This is a genomic window from Sedimentitalea nanhaiensis DSM 24252, assembly GCF_000473225.1.
Classification (GTDB): domain Bacteria; phylum Pseudomonadota; class Alphaproteobacteria; order Rhodobacterales; family Rhodobacteraceae; genus Sedimentitalea; species Sedimentitalea nanhaiensis.
In genome coordinates, this window is record NZ_KI421509.1 from 4,380,408 (window position 1) to 4,404,451 (window position 24,044).

Consider the following 24,044-nt stretch of genomic DNA (forward strand, 5'->3'; position numbering starts at 1 on the left):
GGGATCAGCTTTCTGCAGGTTCCTGCACGGCCAGATCGCGCACGAAGCCCTCGCAAGCCAGGGTTATAGACTGGATCCCGATCGTGTTCATGTTGTTGGCGTCGAACTCGGGCAGGGCCTGATACTCGGTGACCCAGGCGCGGCGCAGCTGATACGATATCGCCGGTGTCCCTTGCAGGTTCATCACGTTGATCACGATGTCGCGGCGGAAATTTACCAGCGACATACCGGCGTCCCCATCGGCGATGTTGTTGACCGAATTGGCCCATTCCTCGAAAACCGGATCATGCGACAGACCCTGTTCCAGCGTCACATTTTCAACCTTGGTGCCACCGGGAATAGACCTTTGCAGCGACGGGTCGCCTGCCGAGCGCCAGTTGACCACCTCGGTGGTCTTTTTCAGGGCACCCATCTTGGTCAGACCGGCGACGGCCCGTCCGTTGATGACGACCTGGAATTTGAACGTGCGATATGGATCGTAACGATGCGCGTTAACGGCAAACATTGGAGCAGCCATCAGGACCTCCTATAGCTGGAATTGAACAGTGCCCAGGCCAGCCATCAGGCGGCCTGCGCGACAATCTGTTGAATCTGGACCACGACGAATTCGGCCGGTTTGAGCGGCGCGAATCCAACCACGACCCGCACGATACCGGCGTCGATATCGCCCTGCGTCATGGTGCTGCCCAAGCCGCAATTCACAAAATAGGCATCGCTGGCCTTTTCGCCCTGAAATGCCCCGGCCCGGTGCAGACCGTCCATGAAATTGCCGATCCCGGCGCGCAGGCCCGACCACAGCTTGTGGTCATTGGGCTCGAACACCACCGATTGCAGGGCATTGTACAGGCTTTCGCCGATCATGTTCTGGGTGCGCCGTACCGGAACGTATCGATACTGTGGCTGTGACTTCGTCGCCAGCGTCCGCCCGCCCCAGACCACGGTCGGACCGATGATGGCGCGCATGCAGTTGACGCCCCATTCGTTCAGGTTGTCCTGAATCGCGTTGCCGATCAACACGTTCGGCCCCAGCGCGCCGCGCACGGTTGCCTCAAGCCCCGCCGGAGCTTTCCAGACGCCGCGCGCCCCATCTATGCGACCCCAGAGCCCGGCGGCCATGCCGGACGGGCCGATCTCGAAGGTTGCGGGCAGGTTGGCTGCGGTTTCCGCGTCATAGAACGGGTTCGCCACCTTGAGATAGGGATAATACAGGGTCGAATAGGGCGAGGTCGGGAACCCCGCGTCCTTTACATCCTTTGGTGTTTTCAGTTGTTTGGCGTCATTCACCGGGTTTTCGGGATCGACCAGAACCATCCGGTTCTGCATGAATTCCGCATGGGTTATGGCGCGCTCGTAGACGGTCTTGTTGTCCTTCCAGTTCAAACCCGGCAGTACCATGATCGAGATCGAGCGATGATCCTTGAGGCGATCGAACGCCAGCTGGAAATCGGCGTCCCCCGGCGCGGTCGAATCCGCCCCGCCCTTGATCTCGGTATCCAGCGGCAGCGTCGGCGCCGGATTTGCCGGGGTGGCCTTGGTGAACTTGGCCGTGACCAGCATCGACGACTGGTTGATGCGGCTTTCGATGAACTGGCCGCTGTCGGCGTCCAGCTTGAGGTCGGCGAATGTTTCCAGCACATCCAGCACATCGACATCGACTTCGGCATCGGCGCTGTTCTTGATCTTTTCCGTCTTGCCGGTCTTGGTGCCCAGCGTCAGCGTGTATTCACCATCCAGATCCGAGGTGATCCGTGCGATCAGCCCATCGGCCCATTTCCCAGGCGACGTGGCGGTGAACTTGACGTCGCCTTCCTTGAGCGTAGCGGTCCCGTTCGACGCGGTGCCCTTGGCTTTGGCGACCGGCACGATATAGGCTTTGGAGCCGCCATTGGCGAAGAACATGTTGACCGCGTGGCCAAAGGCATCGACCTTGTCCGCTTCGTTGCGAATGCCGCCCGCACCGCCGCCCAAAGGGCCGAACTTTTGTGCGTATTGCGACACCGAACTGATGAATTCGGGTGCGCCGTCCTTGTCGGTGACTGCTGTGCCGCGCTTGATATGACCCACAAATGTCGTGATCGAGGTCGAGGCCGCCTCGATCGCAAGCATGTTCGAGGGGACATGTTCAATATAAACACCGGGATGTTTGTACATGTTCGTCACACTCCCTTGCCGGAATGATTGGGTTTCAGCCGACCGAGAGTCGACCACACGTTCTGATGAAGCCAGACCCGATAGAGGCCGGAAAACTCAAAGGTCCAAGATCCTGACAAAGTGAGCGATCACGCCGCGATAATGGCAAAGAAGCGGGGAAACAGGAAAAATATCTACCAACCGAAATCAAGAAAAAATTCCAAAAAAATCGCGTCAAAATGCAGGTTCTATCGAACGAGAGAAAATCCTGAACGAGTCGACTCCTGATTGTTTGAGGGTACTGAATCACCCCGGATATGTATAGCCCTTTTCTCGGGGAAGTCGGATATGTGATTGTTATTCCCGCCAAAAATCGAGCCTTCTGTATCCATTCATGTTGACAGGAGGTTGTGGCAATTCTTTGAAATCACACAATTTTGACGTGTATCGTGCCGCGTGGCCACAGGCGGCGGAACAGGCGGCAAGCCCATGCCGATCCAGGAGCCGCGCCAGAAAGTCAATGCGCCATGTGACGTCTGCAAACGGAGTCTTAACTGATTGGTTGACTCGCGGCAGGGCAAAATCATAAGCCTTCCGGAGGCTCAATAATTTGATCAAATATGGACGGGAGGCAAGATGGCAAACAACAAAGCCGAAGCCTGGTTGGCGGAGCGGCCCGAGATAGACTCGATCTTTGCCTGCGTGTGCGACTTGAACGGATCGATGCGCGGCAAACGCGTGCCGGTGGATCAGGTGTCAAAGGTGGTCGAGGGCGGGCTGCGGATGCCGTTGTCGATTGTCGGCATGGACATCTGGGGCGAAGATATCGAAGGCAGCGAACTGGTATTCGAAACTGGCGACTCGGACGGGTTGTGCGATTTCACCGGTCGCCCGTTGATGCCGATCACCTGGACCAGCCGCCCGACCGCTCTGGCGATGTTGTGGATGCGACAAGAAGACGGCTCGCCGTTCCCTGGCGACCCGCGCCGCGCCCTGGCTCAGATCGCGGAGCGTTACAAGGCGCGTGGGTTGACCCCTGTGGTGGCCACCGAGCTGGAATTCTATCTGTGCGACCCTTCGGATGACCGCCCGCAGGCTCCGCAATCGCCGGTCACCGGCAAGCGGCTGGATTCCGACGGGGCACTGTCGTTGGACGAGCTGCAGCATTTCGACGAATTTCTGAACGACGTATACGATTCCTGCGAGTTACAGGGCATTCCGGCGGATGCTGCGATTTCGGAGAACGGAGCAGGGCAGTTCGAAATCAACATGATGCATGTTGCCGACCCACTGCGTGCCGCCGACGATGCGGTATTGTTCAAACGTCTGGTGCGTGGAATTGCCCGTAAACACGGGTTCGCCGCCACCTTCATGGCGAAACCCTATGGCGACCGGGCCGGCAGCGGTTTTCATGCCCATGTCTCGCTGATTGATCGGGACGGGGTGAACCTGTTTGACAATGGTGGCGAAGAGGGCACGCCCCTGATGTTGAATGCTGTGGCCGGGATGTTGGCGACGATGCAGGAAAACACCCTGACCTTTGCGCCGCACGAAAACTCGTATCGCCGGTTGTTGCCGGGTGCCCATGCGCCGATCAGCGTCGCCTGGGGATATGAAAACCGCACCGCCGCAATTCGTATTCCGGGCGGCAGCCCCAAGGCGCGGCGCATCGAACACCGCGTCGCCGGTGCCGATGCCAACCCCTATCTGGTACTGGCCAGCATCCTGGGCGGCGCGCTTGTCGGTATCGAATCTGGTATGCAGCCCGCACCACCGATCACCGGCGATGCCTATACGATGAAACTGCCGCATCTGCCGCTGGACTGGGCCACCGCGATCAGCGCCTTTCGCGAAGGCAACAATGTGCAGAACATCTATTCCCGGCGGCTGCAGACCATGCTGGTCGAGTGCAAGATGCAAGAGCTGAAGAAATTCGCCCGCCAGGTGACGGATTTTGAATACCACAGCTATCTCGAGGTGGTGTAGGTTGCAGCCCTATTGCTGCTGGCGCGGAAACATCGCCCTGCTGGTGAATTCCATCACCACCGTACCGGTCTGATTGCTGACGCTGGTCTTGCTGCGCACAACACCGATCTCGGGGCGTTTGTCCGAGGGCTGAAGATCGAGCACCTCCATCCGCACCGATAGCACGTCGCCTGGATAGACCGGGCGACGCCAGCGCAACTGGTCAATGCCCGGCGAACCCAAGCCGCGGCCACGTGTGTCCATGTCTTCGACCATCATCGCCATGGTCATGGCGCAAGTGTGCCAGCCGCTGGCGCATAACCCGCCGAACAACGACTGTTTGGCGGCCTCGGGGTCCAGGTGAAAGAACTGCGGGTCGTATTTCTGTGCGAATTCGATCACCTCCTCTTCAGTCACCTCATAGGCGCCAAAGGTACGAACCTGCCCGACCTCGAAGCTCTCGAAGGGGATGAAGTTCTGGGTACTGTCTGTCTGCGTCATGTCATGTTTCCGTTCCGAATGGGGGAGGCTCGGTCGTTATTGCCGTTGGATGAGAGAGCCGAAGAAATTGATGCCGTTTTCAAGGTTCTCAACGGACAAACGTTCGTTGATTCCATGGAACCGGGCAAGGTCGTCATTGGTGATCTTGAACGGCGCGATACGATAGGTGTTGTCCGCCGCCATCGCGTAGTGCCGGGCATCGGTCGCGGCAATGGTCAGCCCGGGCACCGAAGCCAGCGGGCCAAAGGCCGCGCGGATCGCGTTTTCGATATCGGCATAGCCCTGCGCGCTTGAACTGGAGACCGGCGAGGCGGACGAAGCTGTGGAGCGGTCGATTACGATCTGCACCTGCTGGTCGTCGATGACATTGGTCACATGCGCGACGATGTCATCGACGCTGTCGCGCGGATGCAGGCGGAAATTGATTGTGGCGGTGGCCTCGGTCGCCAGAACGTTTTCCTTGGTCGACCCGCTCAGCATGGTGGGTGCGGTGGTGGTGCGCAGCATCGCGTCGGTCGATGCCGAGGCCGACAGGATGTTGTCCAACACCGGGTTCAGCAGCCAGCGATTGGCAAAAATCACGCGTTTCTCAAATGTGAAATGACGCCCCAGCGCGTCAAAGAACCCTTCGGAGATCCCGGTCAGCCCGCCGGGCACCGGCGCGTTCTGTAATCTGTCCACAGCGCGTGCCACACGTCCCACGACCGTCATGCGCGGCGGCATCGAGGAATGTCCGCCGGCCCCCTTGGCAACCAGGATCAGCGTAACATAGCCCTTTTCCGACAGGTTGATGCTGGCCACGGGCACGTCCAGTCCGGGAATGATCCGGTCCAGCACAAACGAGCCTTCGTCCAGCGCCCAGTCCAGTTGAATGTCATTGTCGATCAGATACTGTGCAACGGCCTGCGCCCCCTGTCCGCCGACCTCTTCATCGCCACCAAAGCTGAAATAGACGGTGCGTTCGGGTTCAAACCCGGTGCCGATCAGATGCTCTGCCGCGCTAAGAAGTGCGACAAGCGTTCCCTTGTCGTCCAACGTGCCCCGACCCCAGACAAACCCATCGGCAACCGTACCGGCAAAGGGATCGAACGACCACTGATCCAGCGAGTCCTGCGCTACCGGCACCACGTCGTAATGTGCCGCCAACAGCACTGGCTGCAAATCGGGGTTGGTGCCGGTCCATTTATACAGTGGCGTCTGGGCGGTAAGGATGATGCGGTCCGTGGTGGCGTGGACCTGCGGATAGGCGGATTGCAGAAATGCCAGGAAAGCTGCAAAATCCGGGCGCGTCGGGTCGGTCGATACAGTTTGAAACTGAACCGCCTGCGACAGCAGATCTGTCGCCTGATCGATGTCGGCCCCCAACACAAACGGGTCGGCGGTCGCCGCCTTGTCCGGCGTATACCACAGGGTGTTGATTGTCAGAACTGCGACCAGCAACAGGGTCAGTACCACTATCCCGATGGCAAGACGTTTCAGAAATTTGCCCATGCCAATCCTCCGGGGTTTGCTGCGGTCGCAGTGCAATGCTGGCGCGAGCGGCGACGAATGTCCCGTGTGACCACACGTCAGAGCGAATAATTTGCGGCCAAGGGCGATTTGCAATTTATGTGTATGATGGCGCTGGATGCGAGTATGCGCAGCGATGTGCCCGGTCGAGGTCGTCCAAACGCCCCGAACGCGGTGCCCGGGTTCATCGCGTTCCCCGCAGAGAGTGGAATCCTGTTCCCTCCAATGGAAACAGTCCTCGCAACATTCGGCCGTTCGGAGGAACCGGATGATGAACGGGGCAAAACGCCGGTAACAAGCTCGCGCACCGGAGCCGTGCCAAAGCGTTTGCGACGGTGCAGCGCCAGTGAACCGACGATCGGCCATATGAAAAACGGCGCTCGTCTGCCCCCAAGCGCTTTGAGGGGAACCGAAGGAGACGCGGTCTGCTCCGTGCGTGTTGGCTGTGGCCACACCATTGGAACGATCCTGGGCCATCTGAGGGCGCGCCTGCACCGGGTCATCCGGCCGCGTCAGATCCGCAGGGCTGAAAGGATAGCCTGCGGACCGTTTCAAATCGCAATACGCCAGCCTGAAACCGTTGCTCAGCCGGACGAGGCTCTATTGCAACATGCGCGCAATATTCAGAGTGCATATATCGCGGTTGATAATCCGCATTTGAAATTCACAAGGTCAACTGCGAGAATTTCCCGCAAGTGACATTGACCGCCCCGGAAACAGTTCATCTATCGTTTCAGGGATCGAAACAAGGCCGGACCAGGCCAGGCCCGGAATACAAGGAACACGAGATGAAAGTTGCTGTCGCCAGTTTTGAGTTTGAAGGAAACAGCCTTTCTCTGGGAGTGGCGCGGCGCGAAGATTTCGTTCGTCTCGGGATGTTTGAGGGTGACGACATTTACCGTGCTGTCGCAGGCAAGCAGCTGTCCCTGAGTGGGGCACTCGACACACTGACCGAAGCGGGTGCAGAGATCTTACCGGTTTTCATGGCGCGTTGTGTTCCTGGCGGTCATGTAGAGGATGAATTCTATGAAGAGGCCCTGGCAAAAATTACCGACGGAATTGCCGCAGCGATGCCTGTGGATGGTGTGTATCTAGCCCTGCATGGTGCCATGATCTGCGCCACAGAAAAGGATCCGGAAGGCGCGATCCTTTCGGCGGTCAGAGAGAAACTTGGCCGAGCGGACATACCGATGGCTGTCAGTCTTGATCTGCACGCGCATGTCACGGAACGCATGGCAGACACCGCTCAGATCATCGTGGGCTACGAGACGTATCCGCATGTGGATGTCTACCGTACCGGCGCGTGCGCCGCGTCACTGCTGGTGCGCGCGATAAAGGACGAGATTCGCCCGGTGACGCGTATCCGCAAATACAACGCCATCGTTCCCGTGCTTGGCGGAGCCACCTTGAACGACGAGCCCATGGCGCAGGTTGCGGCCCTGTCCCGTGCGATCGAAGCATCAGGGCGCGCCCTCTCGGTGAGCTATTTCCCTGTTCAGCCATGGCTGGATATGGCGGATGTCGGGATCACCGGGCTGGCAATATCTGATGGCGATCCCTCTCAGGCAGAGGCGGTTGCGCAGGAGGTGCTGGATGCTATCTGGGACCGGCGGTATGACTTTGAGCTGCCTGCCATGACCCCGCGAGAGGCTGTAGAGGCGGCTGTCGTGGCGGACGGACGGACGTTGATCATTGATGCCCCGGATTCGATGGGGGCTGGTGCCCAGGGGGATTCGCCTGCATTGCTGGCAGCATTGGTGCGGCATGCTCCGGATATTGAGTCCGCGGTTTTTATCGTCGATCCCGAAACTGCCGCGCTGGCGCAAGAGATTGGCATAGGTGGCACCGGCGATTTCCTGATCGGTGCAAAGCAGGACAGCCGGTGGTTTGAGCCGGTTCAGGTCACGGCCACCGTCACGCATATCTGCGACGGGCAGTTCACCTATTCCGGTGGGCCAGCCTCTGGCATACAGAACAGCACCGGACCTACAGCGATCTTGCGCGCCGGTGGTATCCGTATCATGGTCGGAAGCTATTCCATCTATGAACACTTGGATGAACATTATGCCGCCTGTGGAATCGACATCGCCACCTGCCGGATCACCTCGTTCAAGAACCTGATGAATTACCGAAAATTACTGGGTCCCGGTGTCCAATATATACCACTGTACGGTCCAGGGGCGGCTCCGCTGCGACTTCAGCATGTGGAATGGCAAAATCGCGTGCGTCCTTTCTGGCCCGCGGATGACATGTCCCTACCCATGCCCGCGCCAAAATCTGCCGTTTCAGACAGAAAAATTGAACACCAATAAATCGGGTGACCCCCAGCGGCTCGGTCTTGGACGTGCGGCACAACGCGAAGGAAATCCATGCCCTAGCGGCCCGTGATGCCGGGAAACAGGATCAACATGGCGACGGCGAGTATCTGAAGACAGATAAAGGGCAGGAGCGATCTGAAGATCGTTGCGAGGGTGATGTCAGGTGGGGCCACGCTTTTGAGATAGAACGCGGCAGGTCCAAAGGGCGGTGACAGGAACGACACCTGCATGTTCATGGCGAACAGAACGCCGAACCAAACCGGGTCATAGCCCAGTTTGATAATGACCGGCACAAAGATGGGCATGGTCAGAAGCGCGATCCCGACCCAATCCAGGAACATGCCCAGCACGAACAGGATCAGCATCATGAACAGCAGAACGACCGTCGGGTTGTCCGAGATGCCGGTGATCAGTGCCGAGACAAATTTGATCCCGCCCATCAGATTGAACACCCCGACCAGCGCGCTTGCGCCGATGCCAATCCAGACGATCATCCCAACGGTGCGCAGTGATTGCAGAGCCGCCCCCTTGAGCATGCTCAGCGAAAACTCGCGCCGCACGATGGTGGACAGGATCACGCCAGCGACGCCGACGGCAGAGGCCTCGGTAACACTGGCGATACCGCCATAGATCGAGCCCAGCACCCCGGCGACGACGCACAGGGGCAGGATCAGCCCCTTGAGCAGACGCAGCTTTTCCACCGTTGTCGTGTCGTTGGGTTCCGGTATGGGGGCGATAGAGGGATTGAGATAGGAGCGGATCAGGATATAGATGACATAGAATCCGGCCAACATCAGCCCCGGTAGAAACGCTGCCGTGAACAGATCGCCGATCGAGACATTGGCCGTCAGCCCATAGATGATCAGCACGATTGACGGCGGCACCATTGTGCCCAACGCGCCGCCTGCGCACACCACGCCTATGGCCAGGTGCTTGTCATATCCAAGGCGCAGCATCTGCGGCAGTGCGACCAGCCCCAGAAGGACAACCTCGCCACCGATGATACCGCTCATGGCGGCCAGGATAACCGCGACGGCAATGGTCTGTATGGCTACACCACCCCGCAGGCGACCGCCGATCAGTTTCATCGCGTCAAACAGGTCGCGCGCGATGCCCGAGCGGTCCAGAATGGCGGCCATCAGCACAAACATTGGCACCGAGACAAAGACAAAGGACGACACAAACGAATAGACCCTGCTGGTGATCAGCGGAACCACCTGGGGGCCGAACCAACCCAGGGCAAAGATCAGAGCAACAAGCAATGTAACATAGGCGAGCGGCATGCCCGTGATCAGCAGCACGAGCAGCAGGATGAACATTGTCAGGGTGCCGGTCTCGATGCCCAGAGACTGGAAAGATCCAAATAAATCCACTATTTGCGTCCCTTGGTGTAGTTATAGGCCAGCACCAGGAACTGTAGGCTTATGACGGCGAGGATCAGGAACAGGCCGATCTTGGTCAAGCCGGGATAGACCGGATCCCAGGCACTTCCGGATCGCTCCAGACGCACGGCCCCATCCGGCGAGAATGCGGCGCGTTGCACCATCAGCCACGCGGCCCAGGCGAATATCAGGCTGGCGAGGGCGCTGACGACGGAAATCACGATGTTCATGATGCGGCGCCATTTGTCCGACACCGCGTCATAGATCAGGACAACGCGAATGTGCTGATCACGCGCGACACAATAAAGCCCACCATAAATGAAGACCATTCCGCAAATGAAAATGGTGGTTTCATGCGCCCAGATCGTCGGGGAATTGAATACGTAGCGCAGAACGACTTCGTTGATCAGGATCAGCATCGAGACAATCAGGCTGAGCGCAAAGATCAGCCCCAGCTTGTCGATGGCCTTGCCCAGAAGACCGGCTTCGGGGATTGCGCCCGGATCGTCATGATGACCCATCGCCTGTTCGATCTTGGTATCGAGATCATCGGCCACGCTGCGGTCTCCCCCACGTTTAGCGGCGCGAACCGCGCCACCGAAGCGGTGCGGTTCGCAGGTTCAACCCGGTGCTATTGGTTCATCAGCCCGTTCTCGGTCAAATACCCGGTCAGGACATCGTAAACGTGCTGGGCATTTGTCGAACGTTCGGCGACCGAGGCCCATTGACCCGCTGCAATGGTGCGGAACTTTGCGCGTTCTTCGGCGGGCCAGTCGATGACCGTAACCTTGCCGCCTGCCTTGGCCTCTTCCACCGCCGCCACATCGCGTGCGGCAAGCGCGGCAACCTGGGATCGGGCGAATTCGCGCACCGACTCGCTCAAAGCTGCCTGCGTTTCGGCATCCAGCGAATCCCATTTTGCCTTGTTCATCGAAACCTCGACCAGAGGCATGGAATGAAAGCCCGGATAGACCGGATAGGTGGCCACGTCATGCATCCCCTGTGCCGCGTTGGTCGAGAACACCGAGTAATCCGCGGCGTCGATCACACCCTTGTCCAGCGAGGTGAAAACCTCGGAGCCGGGCAGGTTCACGGGGGCGGCACCGGCGGCGGCGAATACCTGTTGAACCAAACCTTCAGGAGCGCGCATCTTCAGACCCTGCAGGTCGTCGACGCCGTTCAGCGGAACCTTGGAGACAAAGGCCTCGAGACCGGGCGTGGTGGCGCCGATGAATTGCAGGCCGTATGGGTTCAGCAGTTCGTTCATCAATTGGCTGCCACCGCCGTCGTTCATGAAATCGAACATCTCCTGCGGCGATGACCATGCGCCAACTGGGTTGGCGATCAGGCCGAACGCCGGATCCTTGCCCGAAAAATAGGATGTGTCGGTGATGTGGCCATCGAGAATGCCGGCGGCGATGGCGTCCTGGGTTTCGTTATGTGCAACAATAGACGTCACGGGCAGCAACTCGATGGCGACTTTGCCGCCGGTCCGTTCCTCGACCGATGCGGCCCAGCCCTGTTGCAGTTCGAAGTTCGGGTTTCCGGCCGGGTCAGACGATTGAAATTTCAGCGTCATGTCGGCGGCATAGGCCGAGACCGACATGGCCGCCATCGCAATGACCGAAAACGAAAGTGACCTGAGTGGGGTATTCATGCAATTTCCTCCCTTGCATTGATTGCGTTCAACTTTGGCCCAGGGGGCCGTTTCAAGCGGTCCTGCGTTCTGCAGGATCTGTTCGGGCTACCATTCTGCGATCGACCCGTCCTCATGGCGCCATGTGGGCGCGCGCCAGCGGTGCCCGGTAAGCGCCTGCTTTCGAATAAAATTCTCGTCCAGTTCGATCCCCAATCCGGGGCCGTGCGGAATGTCCATATAGCCATCGGTACAAGAGAACCGGCTGTCGGGCAGCAAATAGTCGTTCATATCGGCCCCTTGATTGTAATGCATGCCCAGGCTTTGCTCTTGTATAAAGGCGTTATGGCAAATCGCGTCGATCTGAAGACTCGCCGCCAGGGTGATCGGCCCCAGCGGACAATGGGGGGCCAAGGCAATGTCATAGGCTTCGGCCCAATGCCCGATGCGCACCATTTCGGAGAGACCTCCGACATGGGATATGTCGGGGTTGATAACGCTGGCGGCACGCTTTTCGAATACCGGTTTGAAGGCATAACGCGAATGCAGCCGCTCGCCCACGCACAAGGGAATGGAGGTGTCGCGAGACAGGTCCGCCATGGTATCCAGTTGCTCTGAAACCACCGCATCTTCAACAAACAGCGGGCGCAGCGGTTCGAGCTCTCTGAGCAGGATCTTTGCCATCGGCGCATGAACGCGGCCATGAAAGTCCAGCGCAAAATCCATATCTGAGCCGACCGCCGTGCGGAAATCCGACACCCGGCGCAGAACCGCATCGATATCCCGGTGCCGGGCGACGATCTGCATCTCGGCGCAGGCATTCATCTTGCAGGCATCATAGCCATTGGCCATCAACCGTCCGGCGTCTTCGATCAGGTTTTGCGGGCGGTCGCCCCCAATCCAGCAATAGCTTCGGACCTTGTCGCGCACCCGCCCGCCCAGTAATTCGTGAACAGGGGCATCATGGTGTTTTCCCTTGATGTCCCACAGTGCCATGTCCACACCGGCGAGCGCGCTCATCAGAACCGGACCACCGCGATAACAGCCATTGCGGTAGATCATTTGCCAGATGTCCTCGATCCGCAGGGGGTCCTGTCCGATCAGCGCATCCGAAAGCTCGTCGATGGCTGCCGCCAGGGTCGCGGCGCGCCCCTCAAGAACGGGTTCGCCCCAGCCCGAGATACCCGCATCGGTGTCTACCTTGAGGAACAGCCAGCGCGGAGCGACGAGAAAGGTTTCAAGCGCGGTGATTTTCATATGTGCAGCAAAACAGTTGGTCGCGCGGCCAGGCAAATGCGCGGCGCAGCGCGCAAGTGTACCAAGGCAGGAACCCGGGGCTGAAATGTCAGCAGGATGTGGTTCAATGTGGCACCGGTATTTGCGACTTGCGAGATGATCTTGGGGCAGGCTAATATGTCCGACATATTAAATCAATAGATGAGGGTGCCCGGATCAAACGGACCAGAGGGCCAAGTGCTTCAGACCGTATTCCGCCTGCTGTTTTTGGCGCAGGGTGGAGGTAAGGTGGTGTGTGTTCGATGACATCCCGACTGTATCCAACGGGTGCGATCCACGCGCGTATCGCCCATGAAATAGGGCGCCGCATTGCGGGTGGCGAATTGGCCGAGGGGCAAATGCTGCCTAAAGAGTCCGAATTGCAGACCGAATTCTCGGCCAGCCGCCAGGCTGTGCGCGAGGCGCTCAAGGTGCTCGGGGCCAAGGGGATGATCCATGCGCGCAAACGTGCCGGGACCTTTGTGCGCGCACGGTCGTTTTGGAACATGCTGGACCCCGATGTTCTGGCCTGGCACCCAAGCCACGCCGTTCCAGATCAGGTCTTGCGGGAACTCGTCGAGTTGCGGGTGATGGTTGAGCCTTTAGCGGCCAGCCTTGCGGCCGGACGCGCGGATGATGCGCAGATCTGCAGAATAGAAGCGGCCCTGACCAGAATGGGAACTGGGTTGGACGATCCCGGTCGGTTTTACGAGGCCGATATCGACTTTCATCTTGCGATCTTTGCAGCCAGCGGAAACAGCCTCGTGGATCGGCTGAGCACGATAATATCACCGCTTCTGGAAGCGTCGTTTCGACAGCAGCGAAAGGCACACGGGTCTCTGAACGAGGGGTATCTGCATCATGCTGCGGTTCTTGATGCGATCAAACGATCGGATGCTCATGGGGCCGAAGCCGCTATGCGCTTGATACTGGATCGCGCAAAGGCGGAGATGTCGCTGAAGGCTCCCGGCGCAAATTGAATTTGTCAGGGTTGGCTTGTCACAACCGGTTGCGCTCAGGTTCTGACAGGCTGCAGATGCACCGGCGGGCCACCGGCGGCTGCCATGTCCTGGGGGTCATGGGTGACCAGCAAGGCAGGGATGGCGCACGCACGGATGTGCTGGAAGGTGAAATCGCGTATTTCCTGGCGCAATCCGACATCCAGTTTGGAGAACGGCTCGTCCAGCAACAACGCCGAGGGTTGCGCCAGCAAGGTACGCATCAGGGCCGCCCGCGACCGTTGCCCGCCCGACAGGCTGGCAGGATCGCGGTCGTACATGCCCGACAAGCCGGCCTGGGTCAGCGCGGCATCGACGGCCGATCTGCGCGCCACCCGACCCCGGGTCTGACGGGACAGGCCAAAGGCCAGATTGTCACCGACGCTGAGGTGTGGGAACAGCACCGCATCCTGAAACATCAGGCCGATCCGGCGTGCCTCGGGCGGCAGATGCAGAATATCCCGCCCATCCAATCGCACCTGTCCGTCCAGCGTGAAAACCGGTGCCAGATGGCCCGCGATGGCGTCCAGCAGGGTGGATTTTCCAATCCCGGAACGCCCCATGACCGTAGCTGTCTGGCCCGGTGCCACCGACAGGTCGATTGGTTGAAAGAGGGGTGGCTCTGCTGCGATCCGTACCTGGACCCCTGTCAGTTCCAGACTCATTGTTGCCCGCCTTTCATCGCCGCGCGATTTCGATACAGAAGGGCAGGCAGAACAAAGGCCAGCCCATAGACGGCAAAGGGCAGGCCGGCCTGTAACGTGGCATAAACCCCGGCCACGCGCCGGTCAGAACCGGAAGAGAGGGTCACGGCCTCGGTTGTCAGTGTGGCAATCCGGCCCGCGCCCATGAACAGTGTGGGCAGGTATTGCGCCACCGATACCGCCACCCCGATGGCCATTGCGGCCAGTAGCGGCGACAGCAGAACGGGCAGTTTGACGGTGAAGAGCCGTCGCCACGGACCTGCGCCCAGCGAAGCCGCGGCACGCTCAAGCTGTGGATCCAGTGCGCGCCAGGGATCGGACATCGCGATCATCACATAAGGAAAGACAAAAAGCGTCTGTGCCCAGATCGCTGCCAGCAGCCCTCCGCTGATTCCGATACGCAGGAACAATACGTTCAGGCCGTAAAGAAAGGCAATTTGCGGCACCAGCAGTGGCAGATAGATCAGCACCTCGGCCCAGCGGGCCCGACCCCTTCCGCCGCGATCCTCGCCTTCCAGCCATGCAATCGCCAGAGCCAGCGAAAGGGCGGTCGTTGCACCTGCCAGGATCAGCGTATTCATCAATGCGTGGGTCCAGCCGCCGAACGACCCGGCCCAAGCCCGAAGCGACCAGGTTTCAGGCAGGAGGGCGGGCCAGGGCCAGCGCCATGCCACCGACCAAAACGCCAGCGCCGACATTGCAAGAGCGCCCAAAAGGAACAGCAGCAGCACCACAGCAGTGGCGAGACGCAGCAGCGGTTCGGTAGAACTGCCGCGCCCACCGGCGCGCAGCCACCACAGCCCGATGCGGCGCATCAGGAACTGGCCCACCCAGATGCCGGCAAATGCCGCGCCAACCAGGAGGGCCTGCAGCACCGCGCCCGCAGAGGCGGGAAGAATCAGATTCAGATCGGGAGATCCGAACAGCCGCGTCAGGAACACCGCGAACACGGGTGGGTTGGACGGACCCAGGATGATGCCCATCTCGACGGTGGACAGGGCATAGGCCAGTACGACCAGCAGCGGCAAGCGGATCAGGGGCCAGACCTGCGGTGCGACGATCTTGACCCAGACCAGGCCTCGCCCATAGCCAAGTGCCCGGCCAGCAGCCATTTGCGCGCGCACGGGGATCTGGGTCAGCGCCGCCAACATCACCAGCAGTAGAAAGGGAACCTCTTTGATCATCAGGCCCAGGATCAGCGCGATGCCGAGCGGATCGTTGACCAATGCCAGATCCGGCGGGCGCTCCAGCCCCAAAAGCGGTGCCAGCAGCCGTGCGATCCAACCCGATGGCGCCAGGACAAAGGCCAGCCCGATTGCCAGGGCGGCATGCGGAGCGGCCAGAAACGGCGTCAGCCAGCGCGCGGCGGCGTTACGTGACATCCGATCATGGGTGACAGCGCAAAATCCGACGGCCACGATCAGCGAAAGCAGTGTGGCGACACCGCCCGTCACCAGAGACAAGCGGATCGAAGCCCATGTGCCCGGCATCGCAAACAGGGTGCGATAGGGGGCAAGATCGAACGCGTCCGCGCCCAAGGCAGGCATCACCCCGACCGAGGCGGCGCCGGTCTGCAGCAGGCCCGCACCGATGGGTCCGATCACGCCGAACAACAGCACCGCCAACACGCAGCCGCGCAACGCCTTGTCAGCGCTGGTCGTCATTCCCGCGTGTAGCGCCTTGCCCACTCCTGGGTAAGGCGGGTCGTCCAGCTGGCATGCGGCTCCAGCAGGGTGGGTCCAAGCTGTTCCAGTTTCGGCAGAGCCGGGGCCGTGGGTAAGGCCGCAAACGCCGCCCGCGCCTGATCGTCCAGTCGGGCCGGGTCGAGCACCGAGAATGAGCCGAGCACGTCGATGTTCTGCATATGGGCCTGTGTGGCGGGATCCAGAAGGAAATTCGCAACCACCATCGCGCCCGGTTGATGTGCGGCATTATAGGGGATGGCGACAAAGCTGACATTGCCGATGGTGCCACCTTCGGGTACGAAAACACGCGCGGTTTCGGGCAACAATCCCTGTGCGATGGCCCCGGCCGTGGATGCGGGATCAAACGACATGGCAATGTCGATTTCACCATCATTCAGCAATTGCTGTTGCACCGATTGGTTCTCGGGCAGGGTTTCGCCCTTGCGCCACATGTTCGGACGCAACGCATCGTACCAGGTCCACAACGGAGCGGTGGCTTGTGCAAAACCGTCTTCGGTGACGGGATGTTGCAGCACCTTTGGATCGGGGGTCAGCTCCAGCAAAGCCTGCTTGAGAAAGGTCGCCCCCATGAAGTTGGACGGGTTGGGATGGGTCATGCGCCCCGGGTGCCTGGCTGCCCAATCGACGAATCCGGCCATCGTCGCAGGCGGCGTCTGGATCCGCGCGCTGTCATAGTTGAATACAAACTTCGCCAGTCGCCAGGGGCTTTCCATGCCCTCTACCGGGGTGGTAAAATCCACCGCATTCGGCGCGCCAGGCGACAGATCCAGATATTGCGTATTGGGCAGATCGGCAACGAAAGGACCATAAAGCAAGCCTTGATCTTTCATCGCGACAAAATTCGGCCCGTTGATCCAGATCAGATCGACCGATCCGCCCCGATCCTGCTTGGCCGCCTTTTCGGACAACACACGCGTGACCGCTTCGGCGGTATCGGTCAATTTCACCTGCTGCACGGAAACATCGTACCTGTCCTGTGTCTGCTCGCCGACCCACGAGATAAAGGCGTTGGTGCGTTCGTCCCCGCCCCAGGCGTTGAAATAGACGGTCTGCCCCTTGGCGGCATCAAGTGTCGCTTGCCAGTCGCCGGCCTGTGCGCAGGTGGCCAACACGGTAAACACAAGCGCGGCCCGCAGTGATTTACGCATTTGATCGTCCTCTTCCTTGTCATTCGTGACGCAGAGCAAAGCGTCGGCTAGAGATCAATATCCGAATTATCGGTGAAGGCGCGCCAACCCTGTGCCCATCGTGTAAGTGTCGTTATTGCACAAGCCGCGGCGAAGGTGAGTGCCAGTACAGGAAATGCGCTCGGAAACAGACACATGAATGCCAATACAGCAATGGTTTCTGCGCCTTCGGTTAGCCCGCCCAGATAATAGATACCCTTGGTCGGGTAGGCTTGGGGCTTCAGGTTTCGCTGGCCCGCGATCACCGCAAAGGCCAGGAACGACGATCCGGTACCGACAAAGGCCGCAATCAGCACGGCGGCGGGCAAAGCATTGGCCGAGGGGTCCGCCAGCGCAAAACCCAGTGGAACCAGCGGGTAAAAGACGAAATCCAATGCTATATCCAGAAAGGCCCCGCGATCCGTCGGCGTGTCCAGCCGCGCGACGGCACCGTCCAGCCCGTCGGCCAGCCGATTCAGCGCAATAAAGACCAGTGCGAGCCCGAACTGACCGGCCCATAGGGCGGGCACAGCCAGTACCCCGATACAAAACCCGGTCAGCGTGATTTGATCAGCAGCGATACCCCGCAGTGCAATCCGGCGCGCAAGCGGGTCGAGCAGGCGTTTTTGAATCGGAAGCAGAGCCGCGTCGATCATTCGCGTAACTCGCAAGGCATCGAGACGCAGCGTGCTGCGGGGGACGGCGGTGTGTTCAATGTCTGATCCTTGCGATCATGGCCAACGCGGGGTTGTCAGGTCCAACATGATGCAGATAGGCCCGGGTTGCGTTGAAAGACACCGAAAGCCTGCCAGTATCGCTCAATTTGGTGTGAATATCGTGTCATCCGCTCCGATCCGCAAGATGCCGGGCAAACGGTTGGCGTTCGTGACGGCGTTGGCGTTGCCCGGCGATGCCTTGCTGTTCTCGGCGGTTTGGCGGTGCCACAAAAAGAAACTTGCACTGCGCACGGAAATATTGTTCCATTTTTTGAAGGGGAAAGTTTCGCTCAGCGGAACAAATAGGAGGCGAGGTGGCGAGACCATGGGGATGGTGAGGCCCAAAATACAATCGATGCAAACCATCGACAGGGTCGCCACCGTGCTGCGGGCGCTGTCAGAAGCGCCGTCCACGGGTCTGCGTCTTTCCGATGTCGCCAAGGCGACCGGACTGGGTAAAAGTACGGTGTTGCGGTTGCTGGGCGCGCTGGCCGACGTCGGTTATGTTGAATATGACGATGATGTCAGACGCTACCGGCTGGGATATGGCCTGTTTGCCCTCGGATTGTCGGCGCGGCGGTTTCATATTCTGGACTTGGCCCGCCCGGTTCTGGATCGTCTGGCCGAGTCCACCGGCGATACGGTTTTTCTGTCGGTGCGCGACGGCGATCAGGCGCTGTGTGCAGATCGCCGTACTGGATCTTATCCGATCCGTTCGCTGACCCTGTCCGTAGGCGACCGCCGCCCTTTGGGGGTTGGTGCCGGGTCTCTGGCCTTGCTGGCGTTTGAAGCCGATGAAGAAATCCAACGGATCATCGCGGCAAACCGACGGGAGCGGCAGGATTTCGGGCGCTTTGACGATCTATCGCTTGCGACGATGATCAAGGCGACACGGCAGGAGGGATTTGCCTTTAACGACGGGCATATCGTCAGCGCAATGAACGCCGTTGCGGTGCCGGTACTGGATGACTCGGGCAGGGTGGTTGCCGCGCTGTCCATCGCCGCGATCCGCGAACGCATGCAGGAACCGCGACGCGCCGAACTGGTCGCGCAGTTGCATGCCGAGGCGCGTGCACTTGGACAGCGCAACACCCAAAAAACCGAGAGGACAGTCCGTGCCGATGAATGATGCACACAACCTGGACCGCGAACGCTTTGGGGCGGTGCTGACCTTGATGCACCGCATCCGCGCCTTTGAAGAGGCGGCGATCGCTGCCCAGAAAGGCGGGTTGGTGCTGGGGGCTATTCATCCATCGATCGGACAAGAGGCGGTGGCCGCAGGGGTTTGTGGTAACCTGCAAGCCGCCGATCTGATGCTGTCCACCCATCGTGGCCACGGTCATACTCTGGCCAAGGGGGCCGACCCGTTGGCGATGATGAGAGAGCTGTTCGGTCGCGCGGGGGGAACCTGTGGCGGCAAGGGCGGGTCAATGCATATTGCCGATTTTGGCGTTGGGATGCTGGGGGCCAACGGTGTCGTCGGGGCAAATATACCGATTGCGACCGGGGCCGCCCATGGGCTGAAATTGCAGGGTTCGCGCCAGATCGTTGCCTGTATATTCGGGGACGGTGCGATCAATCGCGGCCCGTTCCTCGAGGGATTGAACTGGGCGCGGGTCTTCGATTTGCCGGTGCTGTTCGTTTGCGAGGATAATGGATTTTCCGCCACCACGCGCACACGGGATATGACCGGCGGGGCAGGGGCGGCGGCACGGGCGCAAAGCATTGGCATCCCGGCGGAAGAGGTCGATGGAAACGATGTGCTGGCAGTAGATGCCGCTGCGCGTGCCGCCATTGCCGCCATCCGCGCCGGGAAAGGGCCGGTGCTGCTGCATTGCCGCACCTATCGGATCACCGGCCATACCGCTGTCGATCCGGCAACCTATCGCCCGGCGGAAGAGGTCGAGGCACAGCGCGCCAACTGCCCCATACATCGTCTGAGGGCGGTCTTGGCGCTGTCAGGCATGGATCGGGCCGCCTTGCAGCAGATTCACGACCGGGCGGTTCAGGAAATGAACGCCATCGCGGTGCAGGCAAGCGAGACCGATTGGCCCGACCCGGCGGCGGCATTTTCCGATGTGCAGGACATGGGCGATCCACGCGAGAGGGCCTATTGATGGCGACCGAAACCTATCTGAACGCGGGCCGCCGCGCCGTGATCGAGGAAATGCAGCGTGACGATGCGGTCTGGGCCTTGGGCGAAGACCTGGGCCGGGGCGGCGTGTTTGGTCAGTACAAGGGCCTGCAAGAGATGTTCGGTGTAGACCGGATCGCGGACACCCCCATATCCGAGGCCTGTATAATGGGCGCAGCGGTTGGCGCGGCGATGACCGGGACACGGCCGATCGTCGAGATGCGGTTCTCGGATTTTGCGCTGTGTGCGGTGGACGAGTTGGTCAATCAGGCGGCCAAGGCGCGGTTCATGTTTGGCGGTCAGATGCGCGTGCCAATGGTGGTACGCGAGCCGATTGGCATGTGGCGATCGTCGGCGGCGCAGCATTCGCAATCGCTGGAAGCCTGGTACACTCATATTCCGGGTCTGGTGGTGGTCGCCCCCGCGACCCCCGCCGACAACCTTGGCCTTCTCAAATCGGCAATCCGCAATGATGATCCGGTGGTCTATCTCGAGCACAAAAATCTCTGGGCACTGGAAGGTGAAGTGCCCGAGGCAGAGCATCTGGTACCACTGGGCAAGGCCGATATCGCGCGTGCGGGCGATGCCGTGACCATTGTGACCTGGTCGGGTATGCGCCACGGCTGTCTGCGCGCGGCGCAAACCTTGGCCGGGCAGGGCATCGAGTCCGAGGTGATCGACCTGCGCACTCTGTGGCCCTGGGATCGCGACACTGTGTTTGCATCGGTCAGGCGCACGGGCCGCTTGCTGGTGGTACAGGAAGCAGTCAGCGTTTCGGGCTTTGGTGCGGAAATCGCCGCCAGCGTGGCCGAAGCGCTGCATCACGACCTGAAAGCTCCGGTGCGCCGTCTGGGCGCGCCGCGCATTCCGATCGCCTATGCTCCAGCTCTGGAGGACCGCGCGCGGGTCGGCGACCAAGCCATTATCGACGCTGTGCTAGGCCTTGTGGCGCCTTGCCCCGCGGATTGAACCGGCGGCACGCGCCGCCACCACATGAACGGGAGGACTGACAATGCAATTTTTCAAGACCATGATCGCCGCCGGTGCGGCATTGACGACGCTGGGAATCTCGGCCGCCTTTGCACAGGATTACAAGGCCGAGTACCGGGTCTCGACCGTGGTGCCCGCACCGTTTCCCTGGGGCATTGCCGCAGAAAAATGGGCGGAACTGACTGCCGAACGCACGGACGGGCGGATCAACCTGAAAATCTATCCCGGCGTGCAGCTGGTACAGGGCGATCAGACCCGCGAATTCACGGCGATCCGTCAAGGTGTGATCGACATGGCGGTTGGGTCGACCATCAACTGGTCGCCGCAGATCACCGAGTTGAACCTGTTCAGCCTGCCGTTTCTTATGCCCGATTATGCCGCGCTGGATTCGCTGACGCAGGGGCCGGTGGGCGAGAAGATATTTGAGATCATCCAGGCCAAGGGTGCCGTTCCACTGGCCTGGGCCGAGAACGGATTCCGCGAAGTGACCAACTCGAAAACCGCAATCCGCACCCCGGCGGATATGAAGGGTCTGAAATTGCGCGTGGTGGGATCGCCGATTTACAACGACATGTTTACCGCCATGGGTGCCAACCCGACCCAGATGAGCTGGGCCGACGCCCAGCCCGCCCTGACCACCGGTGCGGTGGACGGCCAGGAGAACCCGCTGACGATCTATTCTGTTCTGAACATGCATGAGCTGGGCCAGACCAATGTGACCCTGTGGGGCTATGTGGCGGATCCTTTGATCTTTGTCGTCAACCCGCAAGTCTGGGAGAGCTTTACCCCCGAAGATCGGGAGATCCTGCGTCAGGCCGCCGTCGATGCGGGCGCCTATGGTGTCGACGCCGCGCGCAAGGGGTTGGTCGGCGACGATCAGACCCTGATCGACGAAATCAAGGGGCACGGGGTCGAGGTGATCACGCTGACCGACGAAGAGCGTCAGGCTTTTGTCGATATCACCCGTCCGGTCTATGACGCATGGAAGGAAAAGATCGGCCCGGATCTGGTTGATATGGCCGAACAGTCCGTCGCCAACCGCTGAACGCCAACTGCCGGATCCCGTATGGGGTCCGGTCGCCAAAGGGGACAGGGGATGGCGGAAACGCAAGAAAACAAGATCGAAACCGGCACACAGCACACCATTGTGCCGGTCCGGATCGAAGAGGCGCTGGGAGCGGCTGCAATGGCCCTGATCTGCCTGATCTCGTTTGCCAACGTCATCGCGCGCTATGCGACCAACGTGTCCTTTGCCTTTACCGAGGAATATTCGGTCTTTCTGTTGGTGTTCATGACCTTCGTCGGGGCCTCGGCCGCGTTTGCGGGGAATGAACATATCCGGATCACATTCTTTTTGTCCCGCATGTCGCCCGGCTGGCAACGTGTCTGTGAAGCGATTACCTTGCTGGCGACCACACTGATGTTTTCATTGATTGTCTATTTCGGCGCCCGGGTCACCCATTCCGAATGGAAGTGGGAGGAAACCACACCCGGTCTGGGGAACCCGTCCTGGATCTACACGATCTGGATGCCGATCCTGTCCATGGCCATCCTGATGCGGGTCTTGGGACGGGCCTGGGCCACGTTCCGCAAAGAACGCCCCGCATGATCGTGGCAAATGTGATGCTGCTGGCGGTCTTCGTCGGGCTGATGCTGGTGGGCACGCCGATTGCGGTTGCTCTGGGGCTGGGCGGTGCGGTCGGTGTCTGGTTGGGGCTGGACGCGACTGCGCTGGGGATGATCGGGCCAAATACCTATGCCGCTGTGGCCAAGTACCCGCTGATTGCCATTCCGCTGTTCATCCTGACCGGGGCCGTGTTCGAACGTTCGGGCGTGGCGGGACGGCTGGTCGAATTCGCGCAATCGCTGATCGGGCCGCGCCGGGGCGGTCTGGCCCTGGTTGCGATTATGGTCTGCATGATCATGGGCGGCATGTCGGGGTCGGGCCCCGCCGATGCCGCCGCCGTGGCCACCGTGATGCTTCCCTCGATGGTCAAGGCGGGCTATCCCCGACCTTTCACCGCCAGCGTCATCGCGGCGAGCGCGTCGACCGCGATCCTGATACCACCGTCCATTGCGATGATCGTCTATTCGGTGATCATTCCGGGCATGGATCTGCGCGCCCTGTTCGCGGCAGGCATGATACCGGGTCTGATGCTGGGCATTGCCGTCGCCGTGCCAACACTAATCCTGAGTCGGCGCCATGATTTCGGCGCAGGTGAACAGCCCGAGCGCCCGCCGTTCTGGCCCAGTCTGCGGCGCGCATTTCCGGGGCTGATGGCTCCGGTGATCATTCTGGGGGGGTTGCGCTCGGGGCTGTTTACCCCAACCGAGACTGCTGTCGTCGCGGTGTTTTATGGGCTGTTTGTCGGCACTGTATTGTACCGCACGATGGGCTGGCGGGATGTCTATAACGTGCTGGCCGAAAGCGCTAAGATTTCCGGCGTATTGATGATCATCCTGTCGCTGGCGGGCCTTTTTGCCTGGGCGGGGTCGACCATGGGTGCCTTTTCAGCCACCGCCGATCTGATCCTGGGGGTCAGCGATAACCAATGGGTGATTCTGTTCCTGGTCATGGTCGTGATGTTGTTGGCGGGCATGGTGTTGGACGGTGTGTCGATCTATCTCATCACGCTGCCATTGCTGATCCCGATCATCAACGCCTTTGAATGGTCCTATGTCTGGTTCGGCGTGATCATGGCGATCAACATCGCCATGGGCCAGTTTACGCCACCGGTTGCCGTCAATCTGATGGTCACCGCCAAGATCGCCGGCGTGCCGCTGGAATCGACCTTTCGCTGGGTCGGCTGGCTGCTGTTTGCGATGGCGCTGGCGCTGGCACTGATCATCATCTTTCCCGAAATCGCGCTCTGGCTGCCCCGGCTGCTGGGCTATCGCATCACCTGATCCGAGG

The 24,044-nt window shown here is 60.3% G+C and carries 23 protein-coding genes; 10 read left to right on the forward strand and 13 right to left on the reverse strand.

What is annotated here, in order from left to right:
- Positions 1-4 precede the first annotated feature (4 nt).
- Together NANH_RS0123550 and NANH_RS0123555 are read right to left on the reverse strand one after the other, a co-directional pair.
- On the reverse strand, positions 5-517 hold the full coding sequence (locus NANH_RS0123550; protein WP_027264235.1) for a phage tail protein: 513 nt from the start codon (positions 515-517) through the stop codon (positions 5-7).
- Between the two features lie 44 nt (positions 518-561).
- Positions 562-2,151 carry a phage tail sheath family protein gene (locus tag NANH_RS0123555; RefSeq protein ID WP_027264236.1) on the reverse strand — a complete coding sequence of 530 codons (1,590 nt, stop codon included), beginning with the start codon at positions 2,149-2,151 and terminating at the stop codon, positions 562-564.
- Positions 2,152-2,766: 615 nt separating this feature from the next.
- Here NANH_RS0123555 and NANH_RS0123560 point away from each other — a divergent pair.
- Positions 2,767-4,116 (forward strand): glutamine synthetase family protein, encoded by a 1,350-nt coding sequence (locus NANH_RS0123560; RefSeq protein WP_027264237.1) that lies wholly within the window; start codon positions 2,767-2,769, stop codon positions 4,114-4,116.
- Between the two features lie 9 nt (positions 4,117-4,125).
- Here the strand turns inward: NANH_RS0123560 and NANH_RS0123565 are convergent, their stop codons facing one another.
- Positions 4,126-4,596, reverse strand: coding sequence for a MaoC family dehydratase (locus NANH_RS0123565; protein WP_051372590.1), 471 nt, complete (start codon positions 4,594-4,596; stop codon positions 4,126-4,128).
- Between the two features lie 36 nt (positions 4,597-4,632).
- Positions 4,633-6,087 (reverse strand): M20 family peptidase, encoded by a 1,455-nt coding sequence (locus NANH_RS0123570; RefSeq protein ID WP_027264239.1) that lies wholly within the window; start codon positions 6,085-6,087, stop codon positions 4,633-4,635.
- Positions 6,088-6,231: 144 nt separating this feature from the next.
- Between NANH_RS0123570 and NANH_RS28765 the strand changes: the two genes are divergently transcribed.
- Complete coding sequence (locus NANH_RS28765; protein WP_139236371.1) at positions 6,232-6,804, forward strand: hypothetical protein; 573 nt, start codon at positions 6,232-6,234, stop codon at positions 6,802-6,804.
- Between the two features lie 89 nt (positions 6,805-6,893).
- Positions 6,894-8,417: a M81 family metallopeptidase gene (locus NANH_RS27640; RefSeq protein WP_139236373.1), complete on the forward strand. Its 1,524-nt coding sequence runs from the start codon at positions 6,894-6,896 to the stop codon at positions 8,415-8,417.
- Positions 8,418-8,479: 62 nt separating this feature from the next.
- On the opposite strand, the gene NANH_RS0123580 is transcribed toward NANH_RS27640, so the two are convergent.
- From NANH_RS0123580 to dgoD, 4 genes are all read right to left on the reverse strand, one after another.
- Complete coding sequence (locus NANH_RS0123580) at positions 8,480-9,742, reverse strand: TRAP transporter large permease (RefSeq protein WP_081710579.1); 1,263 nt, start codon at positions 9,740-9,742, stop codon at positions 8,480-8,482.
- A 53-nt stretch (positions 9,743-9,795) separates the two neighbouring features.
- Positions 9,796-10,362, reverse strand: a complete 567-nt coding sequence (locus NANH_RS0123585; RefSeq protein WP_322786816.1) for a TRAP transporter small permease subunit — start codon at positions 10,360-10,362, stop codon at positions 9,796-9,798.
- A 74-nt stretch (positions 10,363-10,436) separates the two neighbouring features.
- Positions 10,437-11,462, reverse strand: a complete 1,026-nt coding sequence (locus NANH_RS0123590) for a TRAP transporter substrate-binding protein (protein ID WP_027264242.1) — start codon at positions 11,460-11,462, stop codon at positions 10,437-10,439.
- Between the two features lie 87 nt (positions 11,463-11,549).
- A complete protein-coding gene (gene dgoD / locus NANH_RS0123595; RefSeq protein ID WP_027264243.1) occupies positions 11,550-12,698 on the reverse strand; it encodes a galactonate dehydratase in 1,149 nt (382 codons plus the stop codon).
- A gap of 281 nt (positions 12,699-12,979) precedes the next feature.
- Between dgoD and NANH_RS0123600 the strand changes: the two genes are divergently transcribed.
- Positions 12,980-13,696 carry a FadR/GntR family transcriptional regulator gene (locus NANH_RS0123600; protein ID WP_027264244.1) on the forward strand — a complete coding sequence of 239 codons (717 nt, stop codon included), beginning with the start codon at positions 12,980-12,982 and terminating at the stop codon, positions 13,694-13,696.
- 35 nt (positions 13,697-13,731) lie between these two features.
- Here the strand turns inward: NANH_RS0123600 and NANH_RS0123605 are convergent, their stop codons facing one another.
- The 5 genes from NANH_RS0123605 to NANH_RS28835 all read right to left on the reverse strand — a co-directional run bounded on the left by NANH_RS0123605 (position 13,732) and on the right by NANH_RS28835 (position 18,372).
- Positions 13,732-14,379, reverse strand: a complete 648-nt coding sequence (locus tag NANH_RS0123605; RefSeq protein WP_074920587.1) for an ATP-binding cassette domain-containing protein — start codon at positions 14,377-14,379, stop codon at positions 13,732-13,734.
- Positions 14,376-16,082: an ABC transporter permease gene (locus NANH_RS0123610; protein ID WP_051372592.1), complete on the reverse strand. Its 1,707-nt coding sequence runs from the start codon at positions 16,080-16,082 to the stop codon at positions 14,376-14,378. The genes NANH_RS0123605 and NANH_RS0123610 overlap by 4 nt, the downstream gene beginning before the upstream one ends.
- Entirely contained in the window at positions 16,079-17,272 is a 1,194-nt protein-coding gene (locus NANH_RS0123615) for an ABC transporter substrate-binding protein (RefSeq protein ID WP_027264247.1), read from the reverse strand. The genes NANH_RS0123610 and NANH_RS0123615 overlap by 4 nt, the downstream gene beginning before the upstream one ends.
- Before the next feature lie 47 nt (positions 17,273-17,319).
- The gene (locus NANH_RS0123620) at positions 17,320-17,946 is read right to left on the reverse strand and encodes a CDP-alcohol phosphatidyltransferase family protein (RefSeq protein WP_027264248.1); all 627 of its coding nucleotides are present in this window, start codon (positions 17,944-17,946) and stop codon (positions 17,320-17,322) included.
- Between the two features lie 162 nt (positions 17,947-18,108).
- Positions 18,109-18,372 (reverse strand): hypothetical protein, encoded by a 264-nt coding sequence (locus NANH_RS28835; protein WP_161631387.1) that lies wholly within the window; start codon positions 18,370-18,372, stop codon positions 18,109-18,111.
- Here NANH_RS28835 and NANH_RS27135 point away from each other — a divergent pair.
- Genes NANH_RS27135 through NANH_RS0123650 form a run of 6 tightly spaced genes read left to right on the forward strand, consistent with a single transcriptional unit; the run spans position 18,362 to position 24,037 of the window.
- Positions 18,362-19,135: an IclR family transcriptional regulator gene (locus NANH_RS27135; protein WP_051372594.1), complete on the forward strand. Its 774-nt coding sequence runs from the start codon at positions 18,362-18,364 to the stop codon at positions 19,133-19,135. The genes NANH_RS28835 and NANH_RS27135 overlap by 11 nt on opposite strands.
- On the forward strand, positions 19,128-20,123 hold the full coding sequence (locus NANH_RS0123630) for a thiamine pyrophosphate-dependent dehydrogenase E1 component subunit alpha (RefSeq protein WP_051372677.1): 996 nt from the start codon (positions 19,128-19,130) through the stop codon (positions 20,121-20,123). Before NANH_RS27135 ends, NANH_RS0123630 begins: the two co-directional genes overlap by 8 nt.
- Positions 20,123-21,109 (forward strand): alpha-ketoacid dehydrogenase subunit beta, encoded by a 987-nt coding sequence (locus tag NANH_RS27140; RefSeq protein ID WP_036050293.1) that lies wholly within the window; start codon positions 20,123-20,125, stop codon positions 21,107-21,109. The genes NANH_RS0123630 and NANH_RS27140 overlap by 1 nt, the downstream gene beginning before the upstream one ends.
- Positions 21,110-21,152: 43 nt before the next feature.
- Positions 21,153-22,175 (forward strand): DctP family TRAP transporter solute-binding subunit, encoded by a 1,023-nt coding sequence (locus NANH_RS0123640; RefSeq protein WP_027264250.1) that lies wholly within the window; start codon positions 21,153-21,155, stop codon positions 22,173-22,175.
- Between the two features lie 51 nt (positions 22,176-22,226).
- Positions 22,227-22,739 (forward strand): TRAP transporter small permease, encoded by a 513-nt coding sequence (locus tag NANH_RS0123645; RefSeq protein ID WP_027264251.1) that lies wholly within the window; start codon positions 22,227-22,229, stop codon positions 22,737-22,739.
- Complete coding sequence (locus tag NANH_RS0123650; protein WP_036050295.1) at positions 22,736-24,037, forward strand: TRAP transporter large permease; 1,302 nt, start codon at positions 22,736-22,738, stop codon at positions 24,035-24,037. The genes NANH_RS0123645 and NANH_RS0123650 overlap by 4 nt, the downstream gene beginning before the upstream one ends.
- Positions 24,038-24,044 lie beyond the last annotated feature (7 nt).

Coding starts and splice junctions, on each gene's coding strand:
- NANH_RS0123550 (WP_027264235.1), bottom strand. CDS start 517: ATGGCTGCTCCAATGTTTGCCGTTAACGCGCATCGTTACGATCCATAT.
- NANH_RS0123555 (WP_027264236.1), bottom strand. CDS start 2,151: ATGTACAAACATCCCGGTGTTTATATTGAACATGTCCCCTCGAACATG.
- NANH_RS0123560 (WP_027264237.1), top strand. CDS start 2,767: ATGGCAAACAACAAAGCCGAAGCCTGGTTGGCGGAGCGGCCCGAGATA.
- NANH_RS0123565 (WP_051372590.1), bottom strand. CDS start 4,596: ATGACGCAGACAGACAGTACCCAGAACTTCATCCCCTTCGAGAGCTTC.
- NANH_RS0123570 (WP_027264239.1), bottom strand. CDS start 6,087: ATGGGCAAATTTCTGAAACGTCTTGCCATCGGGATAGTGGTACTGACC.
- NANH_RS28765 (WP_139236371.1), top strand. CDS start 6,232: ATGCGCAGCGATGTGCCCGGTCGAGGTCGTCCAAACGCCCCGAACGCG.
- NANH_RS27640 (WP_139236373.1), top strand. CDS start 6,894: ATGAAAGTTGCTGTCGCCAGTTTTGAGTTTGAAGGAAACAGCCTTTCT.
- NANH_RS0123580 (WP_081710579.1), bottom strand. CDS start 9,742: ATGTTCATCCTGCTGCTCGTGCTGCTGATCACGGGCATGCCGCTCGCC.
- NANH_RS0123590 (WP_027264242.1), bottom strand. CDS start 11,462: ATGAATACCCCACTCAGGTCACTTTCGTTTTCGGTCATTGCGATGGCG.
- dgoD (WP_027264243.1), bottom strand. CDS start 12,698: ATGAAAATCACCGCGCTTGAAACCTTTCTCGTCGCTCCGCGCTGGCTG.
- NANH_RS0123600 (WP_027264244.1), top strand. CDS start 12,980: ATGACATCCCGACTGTATCCAACGGGTGCGATCCACGCGCGTATCGCC.
- NANH_RS0123605 (WP_074920587.1), bottom strand. CDS start 14,379: ATGAGTCTGGAACTGACAGGGGTCCAGGTACGGATCGCAGCAGAGCCA.
- NANH_RS0123610 (WP_051372592.1), bottom strand. CDS start 16,082: ATGACGACCAGCGCTGACAAGGCGTTGCGCGGCTGCGTGTTGGCGGTG.
- NANH_RS0123615 (WP_027264247.1), bottom strand. CDS start 17,272: ATGCGTAAATCACTGCGGGCCGCGCTTGTGTTTACCGTGTTGGCCACC.
- NANH_RS0123620 (WP_027264248.1), bottom strand. CDS start 17,946: ATGATCGACGCGGCTCTGCTTCCGATTCAAAAACGCCTGCTCGACCCG.
- NANH_RS27135 (WP_051372594.1), top strand. CDS start 18,362: ATGCAAACCATCGACAGGGTCGCCACCGTGCTGCGGGCGCTGTCAGAA.
- NANH_RS28835 (WP_161631387.1), bottom strand. CDS start 18,372: ATGGTTTGCATCGATTGTATTTTGGGCCTCACCATCCCCATGGTCTCG.
- NANH_RS0123630 (WP_051372677.1), top strand. CDS start 19,128: ATGAATGATGCACACAACCTGGACCGCGAACGCTTTGGGGCGGTGCTG.
- NANH_RS27140 (WP_036050293.1), top strand. CDS start 20,123: ATGGCGACCGAAACCTATCTGAACGCGGGCCGCCGCGCCGTGATCGAG.
- NANH_RS0123640 (WP_027264250.1), top strand. CDS start 21,153: ATGCAATTTTTCAAGACCATGATCGCCGCCGGTGCGGCATTGACGACG.
- NANH_RS0123645 (WP_027264251.1), top strand. CDS start 22,227: ATGGCGGAAACGCAAGAAAACAAGATCGAAACCGGCACACAGCACACC.
- NANH_RS0123650 (WP_036050295.1), top strand. CDS start 22,736: ATGATCGTGGCAAATGTGATGCTGCTGGCGGTCTTCGTCGGGCTGATG.